Origin of the sequence: Pseudomonas sp. ATCC PTA-122608 (assembly GCF_001952855.1) — a bacterium.
In the GTDB taxonomy this organism is placed as follows: domain Bacteria; phylum Pseudomonadota; class Gammaproteobacteria; order Pseudomonadales; family Pseudomonadaceae; genus Aquipseudomonas.
Genome location: NZ_LPNO01000024.1, coordinates 114490 through 132127 on the forward strand (window position 1 = coordinate 114490; position 17638 = coordinate 132127).

The 17638-nt window shown below is 59.4% G+C and carries 16 protein-coding genes; 6 read left to right on the forward strand and 10 right to left on the reverse strand.

Annotation, left to right across the window (positions count from 1 at the left end; genetic code table 11):
• Positions 1–8: 8 nt before the first annotated feature.
• From AU074_RS20650 to tssA, 9 genes are read right to left on the reverse strand one after another with little or no spacing between them, the layout of a single operon-like run.
• Positions 9–140: a type VI secretion protein TagU gene (locus AU074_RS20650; protein ID WP_076016295.1), complete on the reverse strand. Its 132-nt coding sequence runs from the start codon at positions 138–140 to the stop codon at positions 9–11.
• 33 nt (positions 141–173) lie between these two features.
• Positions 174–1706, reverse strand: a complete 1533-nt coding sequence (locus AU074_RS20655; protein WP_076016296.1) for a sigma-54-dependent Fis family transcriptional regulator — start codon at positions 1704–1706, stop codon at positions 174–176.
• Positions 1706–4270, reverse strand: a complete 2565-nt coding sequence (gene tssH / locus AU074_RS20660; protein WP_076016297.1) for a type VI secretion system ATPase TssH — start codon at positions 4268–4270, stop codon at positions 1706–1708. The genes AU074_RS20655 and tssH overlap by 1 nt, the downstream gene beginning before the upstream one ends.
• A 12-nt stretch (positions 4271–4282) precedes the next feature.
• Positions 4283–5290 (reverse strand): type VI secretion system baseplate subunit TssG, encoded by a 1008-nt coding sequence (gene tssG / locus AU074_RS20665; RefSeq protein WP_076016298.1) that lies wholly within the window; start codon positions 5288–5290, stop codon positions 4283–4285.
• Complete coding sequence (gene tssF / locus AU074_RS20670) at positions 5254–7029, reverse strand: type VI secretion system baseplate subunit TssF (protein WP_076016299.1); 1776 nt, start codon at positions 7027–7029, stop codon at positions 5254–5256. Before tssF ends, tssG begins: the two co-directional genes overlap by 37 nt.
• Positions 7019–7444 (reverse strand): type VI secretion system baseplate subunit TssE, encoded by a 426-nt coding sequence (gene tssE / locus AU074_RS20675; protein ID WP_076016300.1) that lies wholly within the window; start codon positions 7442–7444, stop codon positions 7019–7021. Before tssE ends, tssF begins: the two co-directional genes overlap by 11 nt.
• Complete coding sequence (gene tssC / locus AU074_RS20680; protein WP_076016301.1) at positions 7441–8916, reverse strand: type VI secretion system contractile sheath large subunit; 1476 nt, start codon at positions 8914–8916, stop codon at positions 7441–7443. The genes tssE and tssC overlap by 4 nt, the downstream gene beginning before the upstream one ends.
• Positions 8917–8943: 27 nt before the next feature.
• A complete protein-coding gene (gene tssB, locus AU074_RS20685; RefSeq protein WP_076016302.1) occupies positions 8944–9441 on the reverse strand; it encodes a type VI secretion system contractile sheath small subunit in 498 nt (165 codons plus the stop codon).
• A 34-nt stretch (positions 9442–9475) separates the two neighbouring features.
• On the reverse strand, positions 9476–11026 hold the full coding sequence (gene tssA, locus AU074_RS20690; protein ID WP_076016303.1) for a type VI secretion system protein TssA: 1551 nt from the start codon (positions 11024–11026) through the stop codon (positions 9476–9478).
• A 476-nt stretch (positions 11027–11502) separates the two neighbouring features.
• Here tssA and AU074_RS20695 point away from each other — a divergent pair, with 476 nt between their 5' ends.
• Positions 11503–12021 carry an Hcp family type VI secretion system effector gene (locus tag AU074_RS20695; protein WP_076016304.1) on the forward strand — a complete coding sequence of 173 codons (519 nt, stop codon included), beginning with the start codon at positions 11503–11505 and terminating at the stop codon, positions 12019–12021.
• A gap of 55 nt (positions 12022–12076) precedes the next feature.
• Here the strand turns inward: AU074_RS20695 and AU074_RS20700 are convergent, their stop codons facing one another.
• Positions 12077–12898, reverse strand: a complete 822-nt coding sequence (locus AU074_RS20700; protein ID WP_076016305.1) for an aldo/keto reductase — start codon at positions 12896–12898, stop codon at positions 12077–12079.
• A 108-nt stretch (positions 12899–13006) separates the two neighbouring features.
• Between AU074_RS20700 and AU074_RS20705 the strand changes: the two genes are divergently transcribed.
• The 5 genes from AU074_RS20705 (at position 13007) to AU074_RS20725 (ending at position 17581) form a co-directional block, all read left to right on the forward strand.
• Positions 13007–13501 (forward strand): DUF1543 domain-containing protein, encoded by a 495-nt coding sequence (locus AU074_RS20705; RefSeq protein ID WP_076016306.1) that lies wholly within the window; start codon positions 13007–13009, stop codon positions 13499–13501.
• A 102-nt stretch (positions 13502–13603) separates the two neighbouring features.
• Positions 13604–14704: a polyamine ABC transporter substrate-binding protein gene (locus tag AU074_RS20710; RefSeq protein WP_076016307.1), complete on the forward strand. Its 1101-nt coding sequence runs from the start codon at positions 13604–13606 to the stop codon at positions 14702–14704.
• Between the two features lie 25 nt (positions 14705–14729).
• Positions 14730–16148, forward strand: a complete 1419-nt coding sequence (locus tag AU074_RS20715) for an aminotransferase (protein WP_076016308.1) — start codon at positions 14730–14732, stop codon at positions 16146–16148.
• 56 nt (positions 16149–16204) lie between these two features.
• Entirely contained in the window at positions 16205–17065 is an 861-nt protein-coding gene (locus AU074_RS20720; protein WP_076016438.1) for a response regulator transcription factor, read from the forward strand.
• Positions 17066–17299: 234 nt separating this feature from the next.
• Positions 17300–17581 (forward strand): peptidylprolyl isomerase, encoded by a 282-nt coding sequence (locus AU074_RS20725; protein WP_003208024.1) that lies wholly within the window; start codon positions 17300–17302, stop codon positions 17579–17581.
• Positions 17582–17638: the final 57 nt, after the last annotated feature.

Consider the following 17638-nt stretch of genomic DNA (forward strand, 5'->3'; position numbering starts at 1 on the left):
CCCTGCGCTCACTGGCCACGACCGGTAGACTGGGGATCGCCCAGCGGGCGGTAGTCACCGTCGTCAAAGACATGGTTGGTGTTACAGCCACTCAGCAAAAACAACACAAGCATCAGGGCTTGCCACTGACTAACAGGCATCAGATATCTCCCGGAATTTAAGGGGCGCGTCATTCAGCACTCCCCCTTGACGTCGCCAAAAGGAATGTCCAGGCGTGCAAGGCGGTACAGCAGCGTGCGCCGGGCGACACCCAACTCACGGGCCGTGCGCGTTCGGTTGCCACGGTTTTTGCGCAGGCAGTCGATCAGGACAACCCGCTCGACCCGCTCCATGCGCTGGCGCAGCGTCGCGTCAACAGCCGGCGCAGTCAGGCCAGGCGACAGCGACAGGTGCGGCGGCAGGATGACTTCGTCGTCGCACAGCAGCACCGCCCGCTCCACCATGCATTTAAGCTCGCGCACATTGCCGGGGAAGCTGTGGCTGGACAGTTGATCCAGCGCCGCACTCGACCAGCCCACCGGCGCTCGACCCAGCATTGCGCAGGCCTTGTCTGCGAAATGCCGGGCCAGTTGCAGCACGTCACCCTCGCGCTGGCGTAGCGCTGGCAACTCGATAGGAAATTGCGCCAATCGGTAATAAAGGTCTTCGCGAAAGCTCCCTTCAGCCACCATGCGGGTGAGGTCCCGATGGGTCGCCGCGAGGATTCGTACGTCGACCCTGTGGGCCGTATTGGCACCCAATGGGCGAATCTCGCCTTCCTGCAGCACCCTTAACAACTTGGCTTGCAGTGACAGCGGCATGTCACCGATTTCGTCGAGCAGCAGCGTGCCGCCGTGGGCGGTGTCAAACAGACCGGCGTAGTCTCTTTCGGCCCCGGTGAACGCGCCTTTGCGGTAACCGAACAATTCACTTTCGAGCAAGCCCTCGGGAAACGCAGCGCAGTTTTGCACCACAAATGCTTTGTTGCTGCGCGGCCCGGCAGCATGAATGGCCCGGGCGACCACTTCTTTACCTGTGCCGGTCTCCCCTCGCAGCAATACGGTGTAGGGGCTATTCACAACCTTGCCGATCAGACGGCACGTCTCGTCCATCGCCGTGCTGTTTCCTATCAAGCCATAGGCACTGGTGCCGGGCGTGCTGCGAACCACTTTCAACGCACCGGGAGCCCTATGCATTCGCCGCAACATGGCCAACTGATTCAAGGCAAAACTACCCAATTGGCCCAGGGAGGGGCCGTAGCCAGCCAGTTCCGTCGTGCGTTGGCTGGCACACAACAGCATTCCGGACACCTGCTGGTGCTGCCCGAGCAGTGGCACGCACAGCAGTGATTGCCAGGGCGATGCGGCCGCCGGCAGAAATCCCGTGTCATACAGGCTGCCACGCAGCTCGGTGAGGTGGAGGACACGGTTGTGTTCCAGAACGTATTGCAACAGTTGCTCGCTCTTGAAGTCCGCTCCCGGGTTCGCAAGGTCACCGGCCGGCAATACACCCGGCAAGTGCTGGGCAACCAGATCGAGGCGGCCATTCGCTTGATCGAGCAGGTACAACTGGCTCAGCTCGCAACCGCTCAACAACGCGGTGCCTGCGGCAAGGTTTTCGGCCAATGTCGATTCGTCGCTATCAATACCTAATCGGGTGAACCACCCCAGCAAGGCCGCGGCGTAATCCAGCGGGTTCGGCAACTGGGTAAACAGGTTGTCCGCCATCAGCTGAACTCACAAACGACAGTGCCGCTGGGATCAAGCCTGGCATGAGCGAACTGCAGCGACTTGCCAACGGCCATCGCATTCAGCAACCGATCCACCACCTGCGGCAACAGGTTTGCCTCGATCCATTGATCGATAAACCTCGCGCCACTTTCGCCGTGGCTACAGCGCTCGGCCATGTGTGCGACCAGTTCCTCTGCGTGACTGAACGTCAGCTTGCGCTGAAGCAGGCGCGCACCCAGGCGCTGAAGTTTGTTTTCAATCAGTTGATGCAGCACCACGCCCGCCATCGGGTAATACGGGACCACGCGCATACGGGCCAGCAACGCCGGTTTGAAATGAGCGGTCAGCACCGGCCGGATAGCGGCGTGCAGGGTCTCGACCTCCGGTTGTTGCCCTTCGGCGCAGAGCTCAGTGATACGTTGGCCGCCCAGATTGGAAGTCATCAGGATCAGGGTGTTGCGAAAATCGATTTCACGCCCTTCGCCGTCATTGGCTACGCCTTTGTCGAACACTTGGTAAAACAGGTTCAAGACATCCGGGTCGGCCTTCTCGACCTCGTCGAGCAGCACCACGGAGTAGGGTTTTTGCCGCACGGCCTCCGTCAGCACGCCGCCCTCTCCATAGCCCACATAACCCGGCGGTGCTCCGATCAGTCGGGACAGGGAATGTTTCTCCTGGTACTCAGACATATTGATCGTGGTGACAAACCGCTCACCGCCGTACAACAAGTCAGCCAGGGCGTGGGCCGTTTCTGTCTTGCCTACGCCGCTGGGGCCTACCAGCAGGAATACACCTACGGGAGCATCCGGCCTGTTCACACCGGCGGCGACAGCGCGCAGGCAGCGATCCAGGACCTGCACGGCGCACTCCTGACCGAGGATGCGACCGCGTAAATCATCGGCAAAACTCAGGACCTTCGCACTGTGTTCACGGGCCAATTGTTCCAGTGGAACGCCGGTCCAGGCGCTGATCACCTGTGCCACCAGCCGTGGGCACACTTCAAAACTGACCAGCCGCTGCTGGTGCTGTATGGCCTGCAACGCTTGGTGGGCCTCAGCCAAAAGCCGTTCAATGGCTTCAATGTTTTCGCCGCTGTTACGAGCGTCGACCAGTTGCTGGCGCAGCGAGAGCATCTTGTGGGCCAGGTCGCATTGGCAGGTCCAGCGTTGTTCAAGCCGTGACTGTGCGACCTCGACTTCTTCCAGTCTCTGTGTGAGTCGTTGCAACGCCGGTTCATCGATGGCCAACCCCGCGTCGGCGTCCCGGCGCACGGCGAGTTGCTGACGCCTGCCCTCGGCCAGCTCGGCGCGCAGGCGCTGCAGTTCGTCTGGCGCCGTCACCAGGCTGATGCGCACCCGGGCACAAGCGGTGTCCAACACGTCCACGGCCTTGTCAGGCAACTGGCGTCCGGCCAGATAGCGAGCACTCAACTGCGCGGCGGCAACCACGGCATCATCGCGTACGTAGACGCCGTGACTGGCCTCATACACCGGGGCCAACCCACGCAAAATGGTCACCGCCTCCTCTACTGTCGGCTCGCGCACCAGCACCGGCTGGAAACGCCGCGCCAACGCAGGGTCTTTCTCGAAGTATTTCTTGTACTCCGACCAGGTCGTGGCAGCGATGGTCCGCAGCTCACCCCGCGCCAATGCCGGCTTGAGCAGGTTGGCAGCATCGGAGCTACCGGCCTGGCCGCCTGCGCCAACCAAGGTGTGGGCCTCGTCGATAAACAGAATGACCGGTTGCAGCGAGACGTTGACCTCGTCGATCAGGCCCTTCAGGCGCCGTTCAAACTCACCCTTGATGGTGGCACCGGCTTGCAGCAAGCCCATGTCCAAGACCAGCAGACGCACGTCCCTCAGCCCCTCTGGCACTTGCTCACTCACGATTCGCAGGGCCAGGCCCTCGACTATTGCGGTTTTTCCGACACCCGCCTCGCCCACGAGAATGGGGTTGTTCTTGCGCCGCCGCGCAAGGGTATCGATCATTTGGCGAATTTCGTGATCGCGACAGAGTACGGGGTCGAGCTTTCCGTCCCGAGCCTGGCGCGTCAGATCATGGGTAAAGCGCTCCAGTAATGAACGCCCCACTTCAGCGGGAGGCATCCGAGGGCTGTCACTCAAGAGAAAATCGAGCACGCGTTGCGCATCAAGCTTGCTCAACACCGCCTGATAACGGCTGCCCGCGTGCTGCAGCGGGTGGCGCAACAAAGCGAGCAACAAGGCACCGTGTTCCACTTCGCTTCGCCCAAGCTCCAGGTGGGCGACCAGCAAGGCTTGTTGCAACCATTGCACCAAGGCGGGTGAAAACACCGGATTACGGGAGGCGCTCTGGTCAGTCCTGGGTTGCAGCACTGCATGCAACTCGCCCACATCCACGCCCGCATCCTGCAGCGCACGCATCAGTACAGCCTCCGGATGCTCCAGGAGAGTCAACAGCAGGTCTTCCACCAAGACCTCGCCGCCGCCGCGAGTGACACAACGTTCGGCGCAGCGTTCCAGATCGCGCCGTGTGGACGCCGTCAATGCCTGGATAAGTTGTTGCAGGTCCACATTCATCATATTCATCAATCCCTAATGAGTTTTACTGGCCAAGGTGACCACACCGTCGGCTCGCTCATGCCCCAACCAACTGGTCCAGCCCAAGCGGCAGACGTTGTGCTCACCAATGTGCAACGGCCGAACCTCTCCCTCTGCCAACACCAATCGCACGTCGTACTCCAAGGGGTCCCGGACGGCGAAACGCACCAGCGCACACAGCGGTTCATAACCTGACCCGGTGGGCAAAAAATCATGAAACCGCTCCCACCCCAGTGCCAGCACATGGACCCTGAACATCCCGCTGCGATCGATAATCCGGTCGCCCAGCACCAGGTCAGAACCCAGCGTGCTATAGCTGCGACCAAGGTCATTACGCTGCTCTTGGCCGATTACCACCGTGCGCTTGACCCATTGCTCGATGACCAGCCGACTGTGCTTGAAGTAATAACGCAGCACGGTCTCGATCAGTGCGGCGGAGTGCGCACGCAGACTGAGCAGTCCCAGGTAGGGCAACAGACGCTTCCAGTTCAGTTGGGCGCCGCTGCGAATCGCGCTGCCACCCAGACCTACCAACGCGAACATCTGCTCGGAAAATGGATCGCAGGCGCCCGTTTGAAAGCTCGCCTGATAACGGTATTTCCGCCAGATCGGCACTATCAACCGGTGCAGGCGATGGTGAAAAAGATCCAGGAAATCACGCGTCGAATTACCGCCCACTGCGTCGGCAAAGGCTTGCTCACCATAGAACGCTGGCAGCGGTGACCCCGTACCAAACAGCCCCAGCACATTGAGACGAAGGCGTGCCCGCAAATGGCCGTGCTCGACAAAAAACTCCACGCGGTCAATATCGTTGCCGGGAAACCCGAAGCCAGGATTGGCCTGGAACTCCAGTTGGTCGTACAACGCTTCCTCGTCAAGCGAGGGGTGCGCCTCGCGCAAACGCTCGATGATCTGCGCGACCGCCTGAAACACCGAGTACTCGCGAATCATTCGGGACAGTGCGGTTAAAGCAGGGGCTGCTGGCCCATGCGAGGTGGCCATAGGTACACGTCTCCTTGTGTGCTGATCACTCGCAGTTCGTGATACGAGTTGAGGCTGGCGTAAAGTGCAAAGAACTCATTGAGTACCGAGGCAAAAACAAACACGTCGCCCTCCCCCAGGTAACCTTCTGGATCGATGGTGAGATCAACCCGCAACCCGCGAAATGGCAGGCCTCGGTGCAACCGGTCCACAGGCTGGTGACTGATCGACTGGAGTGCGCCCAACCGTCTCCGGCTGACCTTCTCAACCTGGCGGTCGTGATAACGCGGCAGGTCGTAGGTTTCGAGGATCACTCTCAAGGCGTTGATATCGGTCAATGACAAATAGTTGAGCGACATATTGCTGATCAGTCGCCACAGGAAGTCGCTGTCCAGAGGAGGCGAAAAACTGGGCGTTGCGGCTGTGAGGTTGCGAAACGTCAGAAACTCGGGCGTCTGCTCGCAGGCCTGGTTGATATCCCCCACCTGTAACAGGCGCGGCAGGTTGTGGTTGGTACAGGTCAGCTCAACCGACAGGGTTTCCTGATCATGCCCCTGGCGTTGGTCGAAACTCAGCCAGGTGTCCATTCCGGTATGTTGCAGTGAAGGTCGCAGGCGAACGCCATAGCTGGGCGACCCGCTGCCAAAATCATGTTCAAACGACTCGAACGGTACATATTCCTGATAACCCAGGCCTCCCGGCCGCCATCCTGTGACTTTGTCGATGGAAAATATGCCGCAGTTACCCCGGGTGTATTCGCCAGGCAACAGCAGGTATTCGTCCTGCCTGCCGTCCAGGCGTATTGGCACGCTATCGTGCTTGAACAGATTGACGATGGGCGTGCAATACAGCTTCACGTTGTCCAGGGTCGGCGTCAGTCGTTCAAGGCCGCGGCCACGCATGCTGAAGCGTAGCGCCAGGCCGTGCACCTGCTTGAGCAGGTCAACGGGCAACCCTTTGAGCACATCCAGACCACCTACATCGACAAACAGGTATTTGTCGGGGAAGGCGAAATACTCCTGCAAATGGCGATAGCCACGGAAGGTATTCAACGGGTAAGGGATCAGTCCCTCCTCTTCGGAAAAGCCGACTGGGCTGATCGCGTTACTGGACAGACGCAATGAGGTAGCCTCGCCATCAGCGCCGATAACCGGCTGCCCGTCGCGTCCCAAAGGCACTAACTCGAACCCGTCCAAATGACGCAAAAGCCCAAGGTAAAGCGCCTGGCTGAGGGGCTGCTCCCCCGCTAGATGCAGACGCAAGCAGTCCAGTGCCAACTCGCTGAAGTTACCCTCGGCCGTCATTTCCAGACGCAGGCACAGCAAAGCGCCCTCGCCCTGTACCGAGTACTCCAGGGCCGCCAGTTGCAGCGGTAAAACCTGCGTCGGGTAACAGGTACGAAAACGGCAACGCTCACCGTTGATGGCAATGCTTTCCACCGGTGTATCCCGCTCGACCCTGATGGCAGGCCCTGCCCGCTTGAGCGGGTCAAACTGCAGCATGCTGAACGCTGGCAGCGGCCGCATATAGTTGGGCCACAGCAAATGCATCAACGAGTGGCTCAACTCCGGCAACTGGTCATCAAGCTTCTGACGCAAGCGACCCGTGAGGAATGCAAAACCCTCGAGCAACCGCTCCACATCCGGATCCTGTCCGGCCTCCCCCAGAAACGGTGCGAGTGCCGGGTTACGCTCGCAGAAGCGTCGCCCCAACTGCCGCAGCGCACTCAGCTCTCCCTGGTAATAGCGATTAAACGACATCCGGTTTGACCTCAACCTGTGCGCCGTGAGCCAGGCTTGCGCAGAAAGCGACTGTTTGCGTCAAGCCGTCGACCTCCATTGCACCTTCGATGGAAAACGCCAGGGTCAACGGATCACGGTCCTGAGGTATTGCCCTGACACATACATCCTTCAGACGAGGTTCATAGGCCTGGATAGAGCGCTCAATCAGGAAACGGGCCTGGATCAACGCGTCATGCAGGCTGAGGCGCATGTCGTTCAGATCAGGCAACCCGTAGTCCGGGAGCGTCAGTACGCTGCCCACACGGGTGCTGAGCATTTTCGCCAAGTGGCTTGCCACGGACTCCACGGCACAGCCCTGCGGGCTGCGCCCCACGCCGGAATCCAGGCGTTCGAACAGGCTGCGGTTTTGGGTAATCACGTGGCTACGGCTCATTCTTTGTCGAGCTTGCCGACGAGAGACAATGTGAAGTCCGCCCCCATGTACTTGAAGTGCGGCCGAACGCTCAGGTTGACGCGGTACCAACCGGGCTCTCCGTCGACATCGCTGACTACGATACGTGCCGCCCGAAGCGGGCGGCGTCCACGCACTTCGGCGCTGGGGTTATCCTGATCGGCTACGTATTGGCGAATCCACTTGTTGAGTTCCAGTTCGAGGTCGGTGCGTTCCTTCCACGATCCCAGCTGTTCGCGCTGCAGTACCTTGAGGTAGTGGGCCAGTCGATTGACGATCATCATGTAAGGCAACTGGGTGCCAAGCCGGTAGTTCAGCTCCGCGACCTTGCCCTCGGCGCTGATTCCAAAGGACTTGGGTTTCTGCACCGAGCTGGCGGAAAAGAACGCCGCATTGTCGCTGCCCTTGCGCATGGTCAAGGCGATGAAGCCTTCTTGCGCCAGTTCGTATTCGCGTCGGTCGGATACCAGCACCTCGGTAGGAATCTTGGTTTCGATCTCACCCATGCTGTGAAAGTGATGCAGCGGCAAGTCCTCTACCGCGCCACCACTTTGCGGGCCGATAATGTTCGGGCACCAGCGAAACCGGGCGAAGCTGTCCGTCAAGCGGGTGGCGAAGGCATACGCCGTGTTACCCCACAGATAATGCTCGTGGCTGCTGGCCACATTTTCCTGGTAAGCGAAGGTCTTGACCGGGCAATCAATGGGATCGTATGGCGTCCTCAGCAGGAAGCGCGGAACGGTGAGGCCGATGTAACGGGCATCTTCGCTCTGGCGAAAGCTCTGCCATTTGGCAAACTGCGGCCCTTCGAAGTGGTCCTTCAGGTCCTTGAGGTTGGGCAGGCCGGTGAAGCTCTCCAGGCCAAAGAACCCTGGGCCGGCGGCCGCGATGAACGGTGCATGGGCCATGCAGGCAACGCTTGAAACGTACTGCATCAACCTGACGTCGGGCGCACTGGGCGAGAGGAAATAATTGGCGATGATTGCCCCTACGGGCTGACCGCCGAACTGACCGTATTCGGCACTGTAAATATGCTTGTAGAGGCCAGACTGGGTAACTTCCGGTGAGTCTTCGAAGTCATCCAGCAGGTCCTGGCGAGAGACGTTCAGCAGTTCGATCTTGATGTTTTCACGAAAATTGGTGCGCTCAATCAGCAATTGCAGGCCGCGCCAGGACGACTCCAGCGCCTGGAAATCGGGATGGTGGAGAATCTCATCCATTTGCTGGCTCAGCCGTGCGTCAATCTCGGCAATCATCCGGTCAACCAGGCGCTTCTTGACCGGTTCGCCCCGGTTCTGCGGCTTGATCAGTTCCTCGATAAATGCCGAGACCCCGCGCTTTGCGATGCCATAAGCCTCATCGTCGGCGCTGAGACGGGTTTGGGCAATGATGTCGTCGAGAATGCTGTATTCATCAGTTGCGGGAGCGTGCAACGGGCTTTGGCTGGTAGTCATAGTGTCAGTGTCCTTTTACTGAGTGAGTCATACGGCTGGGCTGCCCAGCCCCAATTCCGCCAATACCCGGGTGCGGGACTCGTCATCGGCGAGGGCGTTTTCAATGGCTTTTCGAAAGCTCGGTGTGTTGCCCAGCGGCCCCTTCAGCGCCACGAGTGCATCACGCAGTTCCATGAGCTTTTTCAGCTCGGGTATTTGCTCAACCAGATGCGCAGGGTTGAAGTCCTTCATGGAGTTGATCCTGACCTGGATCGCCAGCTCATCGGGTTCGGTAGAATCCTGGAGCCGATTGGGGACGCTTAAGGTCAAGCTCAAGGCTTGCTTGGCCAACACCTCGTCAAGGCTGTTCTTGTCGATGCCGACGGGCTTGCGGTCTTCGAGCTGGCGCGGGTCTTCGCGCTGGGTGAAGTCGCCAAGCACCAGCAGTTTCAACGGCAGCTCCACCTCTTCCTGCGCGTTGCCGACGGCGGGTTTGAACGTGATATTGACGCGTTCCTTGGGGGCTACCGAACCTTCTTTCGCCATGGTATTTCTCCTTTTTTTCGGGTGGCTCGAAAGCCTATTCAAGTACCGCTTCAAGATCGAAGTGGCATAGCCTGCGATGGACATCTTCCTTGCGCTCACGCACAGAATGGCTTTGCGGCAACACGTCACAACAGCCATGCAGGAGCTGAAGCACTTCAACCGCGAGTTCGGGCTCCCAGCGCTGCAAGCCTGATTGCTGCAGTTCGTGGTCCAGGTGCTCAAGCTGGACTTTGGCAAGGTCATGCTTGCCCGCCAGCACACATAACCTGGCCTGGCCTAGCCGCCAATGAAATCGGGCACGGTCGCCTGCGGCGCTTTGCAGGCCTTGCTTGAGCGACCGAACGGCCGCCTTGAAGCCATCCTTGCGCAGCACGGGCATGACGTCGTGTAATGCTTTGTCCCAAGGGGCAGCTTGGGCATCAAGTGCAGTCTTGGGTGACACCGGACCTTGCAGATGGCGGGTAACCTGCGTGTTGATCCAGCCCCGGGTGACGGAGTCGGCGAACGGTGTTCCATCGTGAAAGCGCAACTGCACGAGCCCAGGCAATCGTTGGAGCAACAAGGCGAAGTGCACTTCCAGCTCGGTCATGGCCAAATCGGCCTGAAGTGTCTGCAGGCACTCCCACACCCTATACAACCCGTCAAACCAGAAAGGAGCGCAAGCCAGGCTGACCTCAAGCTCCAACAACAGGTCGGCGTACTGCCCTTGGACAAAGCGCTCCTGGTAGCGCTTGAGCTTGTCCGGCGCCGGGCCTCGCAAAGGCGTGACCTGCTCGTTGTCACAGTCCGGGAGGCTGGTGATCGTCAGCCAGGTCAACGTTCGGTTCAGACGTAGCGCGCGCAGGTCGGTAGCATTCTGGCGCTGCCACCAGGCAGACAAAGGCCGGGCATTCTCCTGCAGCGTACGCAGCAGCTTATGGGCATCCCTTTCGTTATCCACGACCGGCTCGGGCGCCAGCAGTTGAGTCGCTACCTGTGTGATCTGGGCGATCCCTGCTGCGATAACACTCGGTGGATCGCTCTCGGTTGTCTGCTGCAACCCGTCCGAGAGCCGCCTGCGAATCGGTAGCAACAATGGCGCATCTCCGCAGAGATGTTGAGTCCATAACTCATCCAGCCGGGTCAGGTGTTCGAGCATGCAGTGGAATAAGGGCCGTTGGTCCTTGAACGAAAGATTTTGCGCAAGCATCTGATCGAGGCGAGGGACCAGCCAACCAAATGCTGCACTGCGGGTGCGCGGTTTGCTTGGGTATACGACCGCCCAATGATGCTCACAGAGGTAGCGCAACAATCCGAGGCCTGCGAGCAATCCGGGGAAGGATTCGCGCTGATGCAATGCCCAGGTCAACCAGACCGCGACTCGCAAGTCCTTGGACTGTTGGCGTAACAAGGCCTCACTTTTTTCCACGACCCATTGCCAGTCAGGCTGACTGTTACCGTGCATTGAATGCGCCTTGCCCAGTTCGGTTTCAAGTGCCTCGTACTCAGTAGAAAAACGCATATCGGCGCCCGCAAAACTCTCTGTCGAGTTGGGCGTCTGCGCAAGTTTCAGGTAGAAATCGGAAAGCCTGTCTGAATAAACCATTATGGGCCGCACTCTACTTCCCTGGACACATGAGTGAACTAACGGCAATTTAAGCAAACGTCAGAACACTGCTTTAAGTTCGTCTTCCCGGCGAGAAGAGTACGAACCTTATCCATGCAAAAGGCAATGTTCAAGCCACGAAGTAACGGTTAAGGAATTTCCTACAAAAATAAAAATTCGCCGGTGCGCAACAAGTTGCGCAACCCAAATAACGCGTACGACTATGTTTTATGTATCGCCCCGGCGAACAAGCCACGTATCAATACGGCGCAACTAACTGCACACCTCTGCGCAAACAAATACAACTAACTTCAGCTACAAACCAGCATCACGCCATAAAAGAAAACCAATAAAATCTTAACTCCCAGATTTCATTAGCTTTTGGACTTTCCGGCACGCTTCTTGATATCGAGTATTACCCAGTCGGCAAATCAGCCGACTGGGGCGACCTCATTTATCAGGCAAGGAAACCACTTATGCCAACACCCGCGTATCTATCCATCACCGGCGCCAAGCAAGGCTTCATTACGGCAGGCACGTTCACTAAGGACTCGGTCGGCAACATTTATCAGGAAGGCCACGAAAACCAGATTCTGGTGCAGGGGTTCCAGCACCAGGTGATCATTCCCCGTGATCCACAATCCGGCCAACCCACCGGGCAGCGCGTGCACAAGCCGCTGATGATCAGCAAGATATTCGATAAATCTTCGCCGCTACTGTTCAACGCATTGACCTCCGGGGAAATGGTCAAGTGCCGCCTTGACTTGTACCGCACCTGTTCAGTCGGCAACCAGGAGCACTACTTCACCATCGAGCTGGAGGACGCGATTCTGGTGGACATCCAGTCACGGATGCCCAACTGCCAGGACCCGACCAATGCGCACTTCACTCACTTGGAGGATGTGTATTTCACTTACCGAAAAATCCTATGGACCCATAAGGCATGCGGTACCACGGGCTCTGATGACTGGCGCAGCCCGGTAGCCGCCGGCTAAGCACCCACCGAAACAGACACGGCAACGCCATGGACGGCGCCGTTTCTGTCGGTTACTAAACCATCGCCAATGGGTGCTTGCGCTTCGGCGCACCAAAAACCCGGTCAATCGCATCCAGGTCGTGCTCATCCAGCACCAGCTTTGCCGCCGCGGCATTGAGCCGAACATGCTCGGGCGTCACGGCCTTGGGAATGGCGATCACACCGTCCTGGCGCAATACCCAGGCCAGGGAAACCTGGGCGGGTGTGACCTCATGGCGACGGGCAATTTGCTTAAGGGTTGGGCTGGCCAACAGCTCGCCACCCTGGGCAATGGGGCAGTAGGCCATCAATGGCAAATTATGCTGCTGCCACCAAGGCAGCAGATCGAACTCTATGCCGCGCTCTTCGATGTTGTAGAGCACCTGATTGGTGGCACAGACCGGGGACGCCAGTTCCTGCAGGTCGGCCACATCAAAGTTGGACACGCCCCAGCGACCGATCTTGCCCGCCTCACGCAAGCGCTCGAAGGCTTCCACCGTTTCTTCAAGGGGATATTGCCCACGCCAATGCAGCAGATACAGGTCGATGTAGTCGGTGCCGAGACGCCGGAGACTGGCTTCACAGGCTAGTGGAACGCCTTTGCGACTGGCATTGTGCGGGTACACCTTGCTGACCAGGAACACCTGGTCGCGCTTGCCGCGAATCGCTTCGCCGACGACGTCTTCGGCGCCGCCTTCGCCATACATTTCAGCGGTATCGATCAGGGTCATGCCCTCATCAATACCCAATTGCAACGCGGCGACCTCGGCGCTGCGTTGGCCGGGATTTTCGCCCATGCGCCAGGTCCCCTGGCCGATAACAGGGACGGGAACGCCGGCCAGATCAATCGTGCGCATGACAACCTCCTGATGAATTCGCGAATTAACAGTGTGGCACCGACTGGACAAAAGGGTTCAATCGAAGGATCGTGGCCCTTTCCATCCCAGCCAAACAAAGGACGCGCAATGCTGTTTGTGGTCATGCTTGGGGGCAAGCACCCCCGGGCGAAAATCGAAGTGCATGACGTAGTGTTTGCCGTGGCCGACACCCTGGAAGGCGCCTACCCGCAACTGCGCGAGGGCTGGTTTGGCAGCCCGAAAGGTGTGCATATCGATTCCTGGATGACGGTCGACGGCGTCGACGGCTGGAAAGTCCAGCTCAGCCACCTGGCGCCTAACGCCGGTGCGCCGCGCCTGTACTTCATCAATCTGGGCGGTTATGAATCGAACATCTTTGGCGAAGCCCACCACTACCTGCTGGTGGTTGCGCGCACGGCCAAGGAAGCTGCTGCCCAGGGCAAACGGCAGATGCTCCCGCACTGGACGCAATCTCATACCGACGGTGTGCTGGATATCGATGACTGCCTGCCCATCGACCTGGTAGACGGACGCTATATCCACCTGGAGCAAGGCGCTCACCGCCCGGTCGTCACGCGAAACGACTACATCGTACTGCCCTGACGCCTCCTACCCGAACGGGGTATGGCGCCCACCCGCTACCTGCCTGAAAGTGCAATCAGCCCCTCGGCCTGACAACAAGCACAATTTCAAGGTGGGTCCGCCATGCATAAAGCTGTTATCGCCCTGTTCAGCGCTGTCTTGCTTGCATTCACGTCCCTCAGCCAGGCCGCTGACGACCCGGGCAACACCTTGCGCATCTGCAACTGGGCCGATTACATCGGGGAACACACCCTCGCCGACTTTGAGAAAGCCACCGGCATCAAGTCGGTCTACGACACCTACGACTCCTACGAAACCGTGCAGGGCAAGCTGCTCTCGGGGCGCTCGGGTTATGACTTGGTGGTGCTCAACGCGTCACTGGTGCCGCTGCTGATCAAGGCCAAGGCCTTCCAGCCCCTCAACAAAACGCTGCTGCCCGACTGGAACAACCTAGACCCGCTAGTGCTGAAAAGCCTTGAAACCCATGATCCGGGCGTGACCTATTCGGCGCCCTACACCTGGGGCAGTAACGGCGTGACCTACAACATCGACAAGATCAAGGAACGCATGCCGGATGCGCCTATTGGCTCGCTGGCGATGATCTTCGACCCCAAGGTCATTTCGCGCTTTGCCGACTGTGGCATCACCTTCATGGACTCCCCTACTGACATGATCCCGCTGGCCCTGACCTACCTTGGCCTCGACCCCAACAGCGTGGCGCCCAAAGACCTCAAGGCTGCCCAGGATGTACTGATGGCCGTGCGCCCGTACATCCGCAAATTCGATTCCAGCGGCTTTATCAACGGCCTTGCCAACGGCGAGCTATGCATGGCCACTACCTGGTCGGGCGACTACGCCACTTCCCAGGCCCGGGCGGCGGAAGCCGGGGCCAAGGTCAACCTGGGTTACTTCATTCCCAAGGAAGGCTCGCTGATCTGGTTCGATAACTTCTACATCCCGGCCGACGCCCCGCACGTGGCGAATGCCCACACGTTCATCGAGTTCCTCCTGCAACCGCAGGTCATCGCCGGCGTCAGCAACACCATTCACTACGCCAACAGCAACCTGGCGTCCAAGCCCTTTGTAAATGCGGAGATACGCGACAACCCGGCCATCTACCCGGACGCGGCGACGATGCAGCGCTTGTTCACCCAGAAAAGCCAGTCCCAAGCCGCCGTGCGCCTGATCACCCGTACCTGGAACGCCGTGAAGACCGGCAAGTGAAACCCAGCCATTGAAGGTAAATGCCATGACTCTGCCAAATCCTGCTTTTTTCGCCCAGTTCGACCACGAGCAACTGGACGCCGCCGACAAGGCGCATTACATGCACGGCTTCCATATGTTCGATGAGCACCGTGAGCAAGGCTCGCTGAACATCGCGGCCGGTGACGGTGCCTACATCTACGACACCACCGGCAACCGTTACCTGGATGCCGTCGGCGGCATGTGGTGTACGAACATCGGCCTGGGCCGCGAAGAAATGGCCGACGCCATCGCCAACCAGGTGCGCCAGTTGGCCTACTCCAACCCGTTCTGCGACATGGCCAACGTCACCGCCATCGAACTGTGCGCCAAACTTGCCAGCCTGGCCCCCGGCGACCTCGACCATGTGTTCCTGACCACCGGCGGTTCCACGGCCGTCGATACCGCCTACCGCCTGGTGCAGTTCTATCAGAACAGCCGCGGCAAGCATGAGAAGAAACACATCATCTCGCGCTTCAGTGCGTACCACGGCTCGACATTCCTCACGATGTCCATCGGCAACAAGGCCGCCGACCGCGCCCCCGAATTCGACTTCATGAGCGACCTGTTCCACCACATCTCGTGCCCCAACTATTACCGGGCGCCGGAGGGCATGAGCGAAGCGCAGTTCCTCGATTTCCTGGTGGATGAGTTCGAAGACAAGATCCTGACCATCGGCGCCGATAAAGTCGCCGCGTTCTTTGCTGAACCCATCATGGGCTCGGGCGGCGTGATCATTCCGCCGAAGGGTTATCACCGGCGCATGTGGGAAATCTGCCAACGCTACGACCTGCTCTACGTGGCGGATGAAGTGGTGACGTCCTTCGGCCGGCTAGGAAAATTCTTCGCCTCCGAGGAGGTGTTCGACATGCAGCCGGACATCATCACCACCGCCAAGGGCCTGACGTCAGGCTACCTGCCGTTGGGCGCATGTATTTTCTCGGATCGCATCTGGCAAGTGATCGGCGAGCCGGGCAAGGGCCGTTGCTTTACCCACGGGTTCACCTACAGCGGCCACCCGGTGAGTTGCGTGGCGGCGCTGAAGAACATCGAGATCATCGAGCGGGAAAACCTGCTGGCGCACGTCGAGGATGTCGGCGTGTACCTCGAACAGCGCCTGCAAACCCTGGCCAGCCTGCCGTTGGTGGGCGACGTGCGCTGCCAGCGCTTGATGGCCTGCATTGAGTTTGTCGCCGACAAACATACCAAGGCGCTGCTGCCGGACGCGGTAAACATCGGCGAGAAGATCCACCTGCGGGCCCAGGCCAAAGGTTTGCTGGTGCGGCCCATCGGTCACCTGAATGTGATGTCGCCGCCGCTGATCATTACCCATGCCCAGGTGGATCAAGTGGTGGAAATCCTGCGCCAGTGCATCCTCGACACCGCCGAAGAGCTGCGCCAGAGCGGCGAGTATCAGGGCCGATGAGCCTGGGCGCCCCGGTGCTTTTGCCGGGGCCCTGGCCGGCGGGTAGACTGGCCGGCATGAACCAGAATGCCGATCACTGCCCTGCCCCGTCCTTCCAGGTGCTTGAAGCCTGGAATGGCGCGTTGGCCCACGCTTTCGTCAGCGTTGACGAAGCGACCTTCCTTGAACACCTGGCCCGCGCCCTCAGCGCCCTGACACCCATCGAATCGATGATGATCAGCCTGGAGCGCCAGGGCCAGGCGCCGCACTTGCTCTACCAGCAAGGCATCCCCCGGCCGCACTATGAAGAAATCATCAACCGCTACTTTTCCCGGGGCTACCTGCTGGACCCCTTCTGCCTGGCAGTAGACAAAGGCCTGGCCGAAGGTTTCTACCACTTGGCGCAAATCGCCCCGGACGATTTCTTCAACAGCGAGTACTACAAGACCTACTACCTGCGCAGCGGCGGCGCCCAAGAGAGCTATTACATCGTCGACCTGTGCCCCAACAGCAAGATTTCCCTGTGCATGTTCCAGGGGCTGAGTGCCGGCCAGTTCAGCGATGAACAATTGGCGCTGCAACGAACCGCCCAACCGATCGTGCGTGAACTGCTGCGACGCTTCGGCACCACCGGCGGGCTGTGCAAGGTGATCAGTGATGAGGCCTTCACCCAGACCCAGGTGCACCAGCAGATAGAAGCGGCGTTCATGCATTTTGGCAGCGGTGTATTGACCGTGCGCGAACGGGAGATCGCCCACCTGATATTGCGCGGGCACTCGGTGAAATCCACCGCCCAAGTGCTGGGCATTTCCCCGGAAACCGTGCGCATGCACCGCAAGCATTTATATACCAAGCTTGAGATCAACTCCCAGGCGGAGCTGTTTGCGCTGTTTATCGATTGGCTGACCCACAGCGGCGTAATGGCCCGCCACACCTGACCTACCATCACCCCCCGTAGCAGCTGTAGAGCCCCAGCGAGGCTGCGTTGGGAGCGACCCGGTCATGTGCCTGGCGCAACAGCGGCGGCGCGGCTGACGCAGCCTCGCTGGGGCTCGACAGCTGCTACGGGCGACGGCGCTCCTAAGGCTACGGTTCATTCTTGGGGAACTTTGCCAGGAAATAACCACCTGAATCCGGTACGCTCACCGTTTTTACCCAAGGAGTTATCCCTCATGGCCAAAGCCACCGCCCGTCACATCCTGGTTGCCACCGAAGACAAGTGCAACGAATTGAAAGCACAGATCGAAGGCGGCGCCGATTTCGCCGAAGTTGCCAAAGCCAACTCGTCCTGCCCGTCCAGCCGTCAAGGCGGCGACCTGGGTTCGTTCGGCCCGGGCCAGATGGTTAAAGAATTCGACACCGTCGTCTTCAGCGCCCCGGTCAACACCGTGCAAGGCCCAGTGAAAACCCAGTTCGGTTATCACCTGCTGGAAGTGACCAGCCGTCAGGACTGATTCGGTCCGCGCTAATGTTTAAAACAGCGGCCCGCCTTTTGGTGGGCCGTTGTGCAT

What these genes read in the sequence shown, in the direction of transcription:
- AU074_RS20720 (WP_076016438.1), top strand. Translation starts at nt 16,205, where the DNA reads ATGAACCAGAATGCCGATCACTGCCCTGCCCCGTCCTTCCAGGTGCTT.
- tssA (WP_076016303.1), bottom strand. Translation starts at nt 11,026, where the DNA reads ATGGTTTATTCAGACAGGCTTTCCGATTTCTACCTGAAACTTGCGCAG.
- tssG (WP_076016298.1), bottom strand. Translation starts at nt 5,290, where the DNA reads ATGGCCACCTCGCATGGGCCAGCAGCCCCTGCTTTAACCGCACTGTCC.
- tssH (WP_076016297.1), bottom strand. Translation starts at nt 4,270, where the DNA reads ATGATGAATGTGGACCTGCAACAACTTATCCAGGCATTGACGGCGTCC.
- AU074_RS20710 (WP_076016307.1), top strand. Translation starts at nt 13,604, where the DNA reads ATGCATAAAGCTGTTATCGCCCTGTTCAGCGCTGTCTTGCTTGCATTC.
- AU074_RS20725 (WP_003208024.1), top strand. Translation starts at nt 17,300, where the DNA reads ATGGCCAAAGCCACCGCCCGTCACATCCTGGTTGCCACCGAAGACAAG.
- tssE (WP_076016300.1), bottom strand. Translation starts at nt 7,444, where the DNA reads ATGAGCCGTAGCCACGTGATTACCCAAAACCGCAGCCTGTTCGAACGC.
- AU074_RS20650 (WP_076016295.1), bottom strand. Translation starts at nt 140, where the DNA reads ATGCCTGTTAGTCAGTGGCAAGCCCTGATGCTTGTGTTGTTTTTGCTG.
- AU074_RS20705 (WP_076016306.1), top strand. Translation starts at nt 13,007, where the DNA reads ATGCTGTTTGTGGTCATGCTTGGGGGCAAGCACCCCCGGGCGAAAATC.
- tssF (WP_076016299.1), bottom strand. Translation starts at nt 7,029, where the DNA reads ATGTCGTTTAATCGCTATTACCAGGGAGAGCTGAGTGCGCTGCGGCAG.
- tssC (WP_076016301.1), bottom strand. Translation starts at nt 8,916, where the DNA reads ATGACTACCAGCCAAAGCCCGTTGCACGCTCCCGCAACTGATGAATAC.
- AU074_RS20695 (WP_076016304.1), top strand. Translation starts at nt 11,503, where the DNA reads ATGCCAACACCCGCGTATCTATCCATCACCGGCGCCAAGCAAGGCTTC.
- AU074_RS20715 (WP_076016308.1), top strand. Translation starts at nt 14,730, where the DNA reads ATGACTCTGCCAAATCCTGCTTTTTTCGCCCAGTTCGACCACGAGCAA.
- tssB (WP_076016302.1), bottom strand. Translation starts at nt 9,441, where the DNA reads ATGGCGAAAGAAGGTTCGGTAGCCCCCAAGGAACGCGTCAATATCACG.
- AU074_RS20655 (WP_076016296.1), bottom strand. Translation starts at nt 1,706, where the DNA reads ATGGCGGACAACCTGTTTACCCAGTTGCCGAACCCGCTGGATTACGCC.
- AU074_RS20700 (WP_076016305.1), bottom strand. Translation starts at nt 12,898, where the DNA reads ATGCGCACGATTGATCTGGCCGGCGTTCCCGTCCCTGTTATCGGCCAG.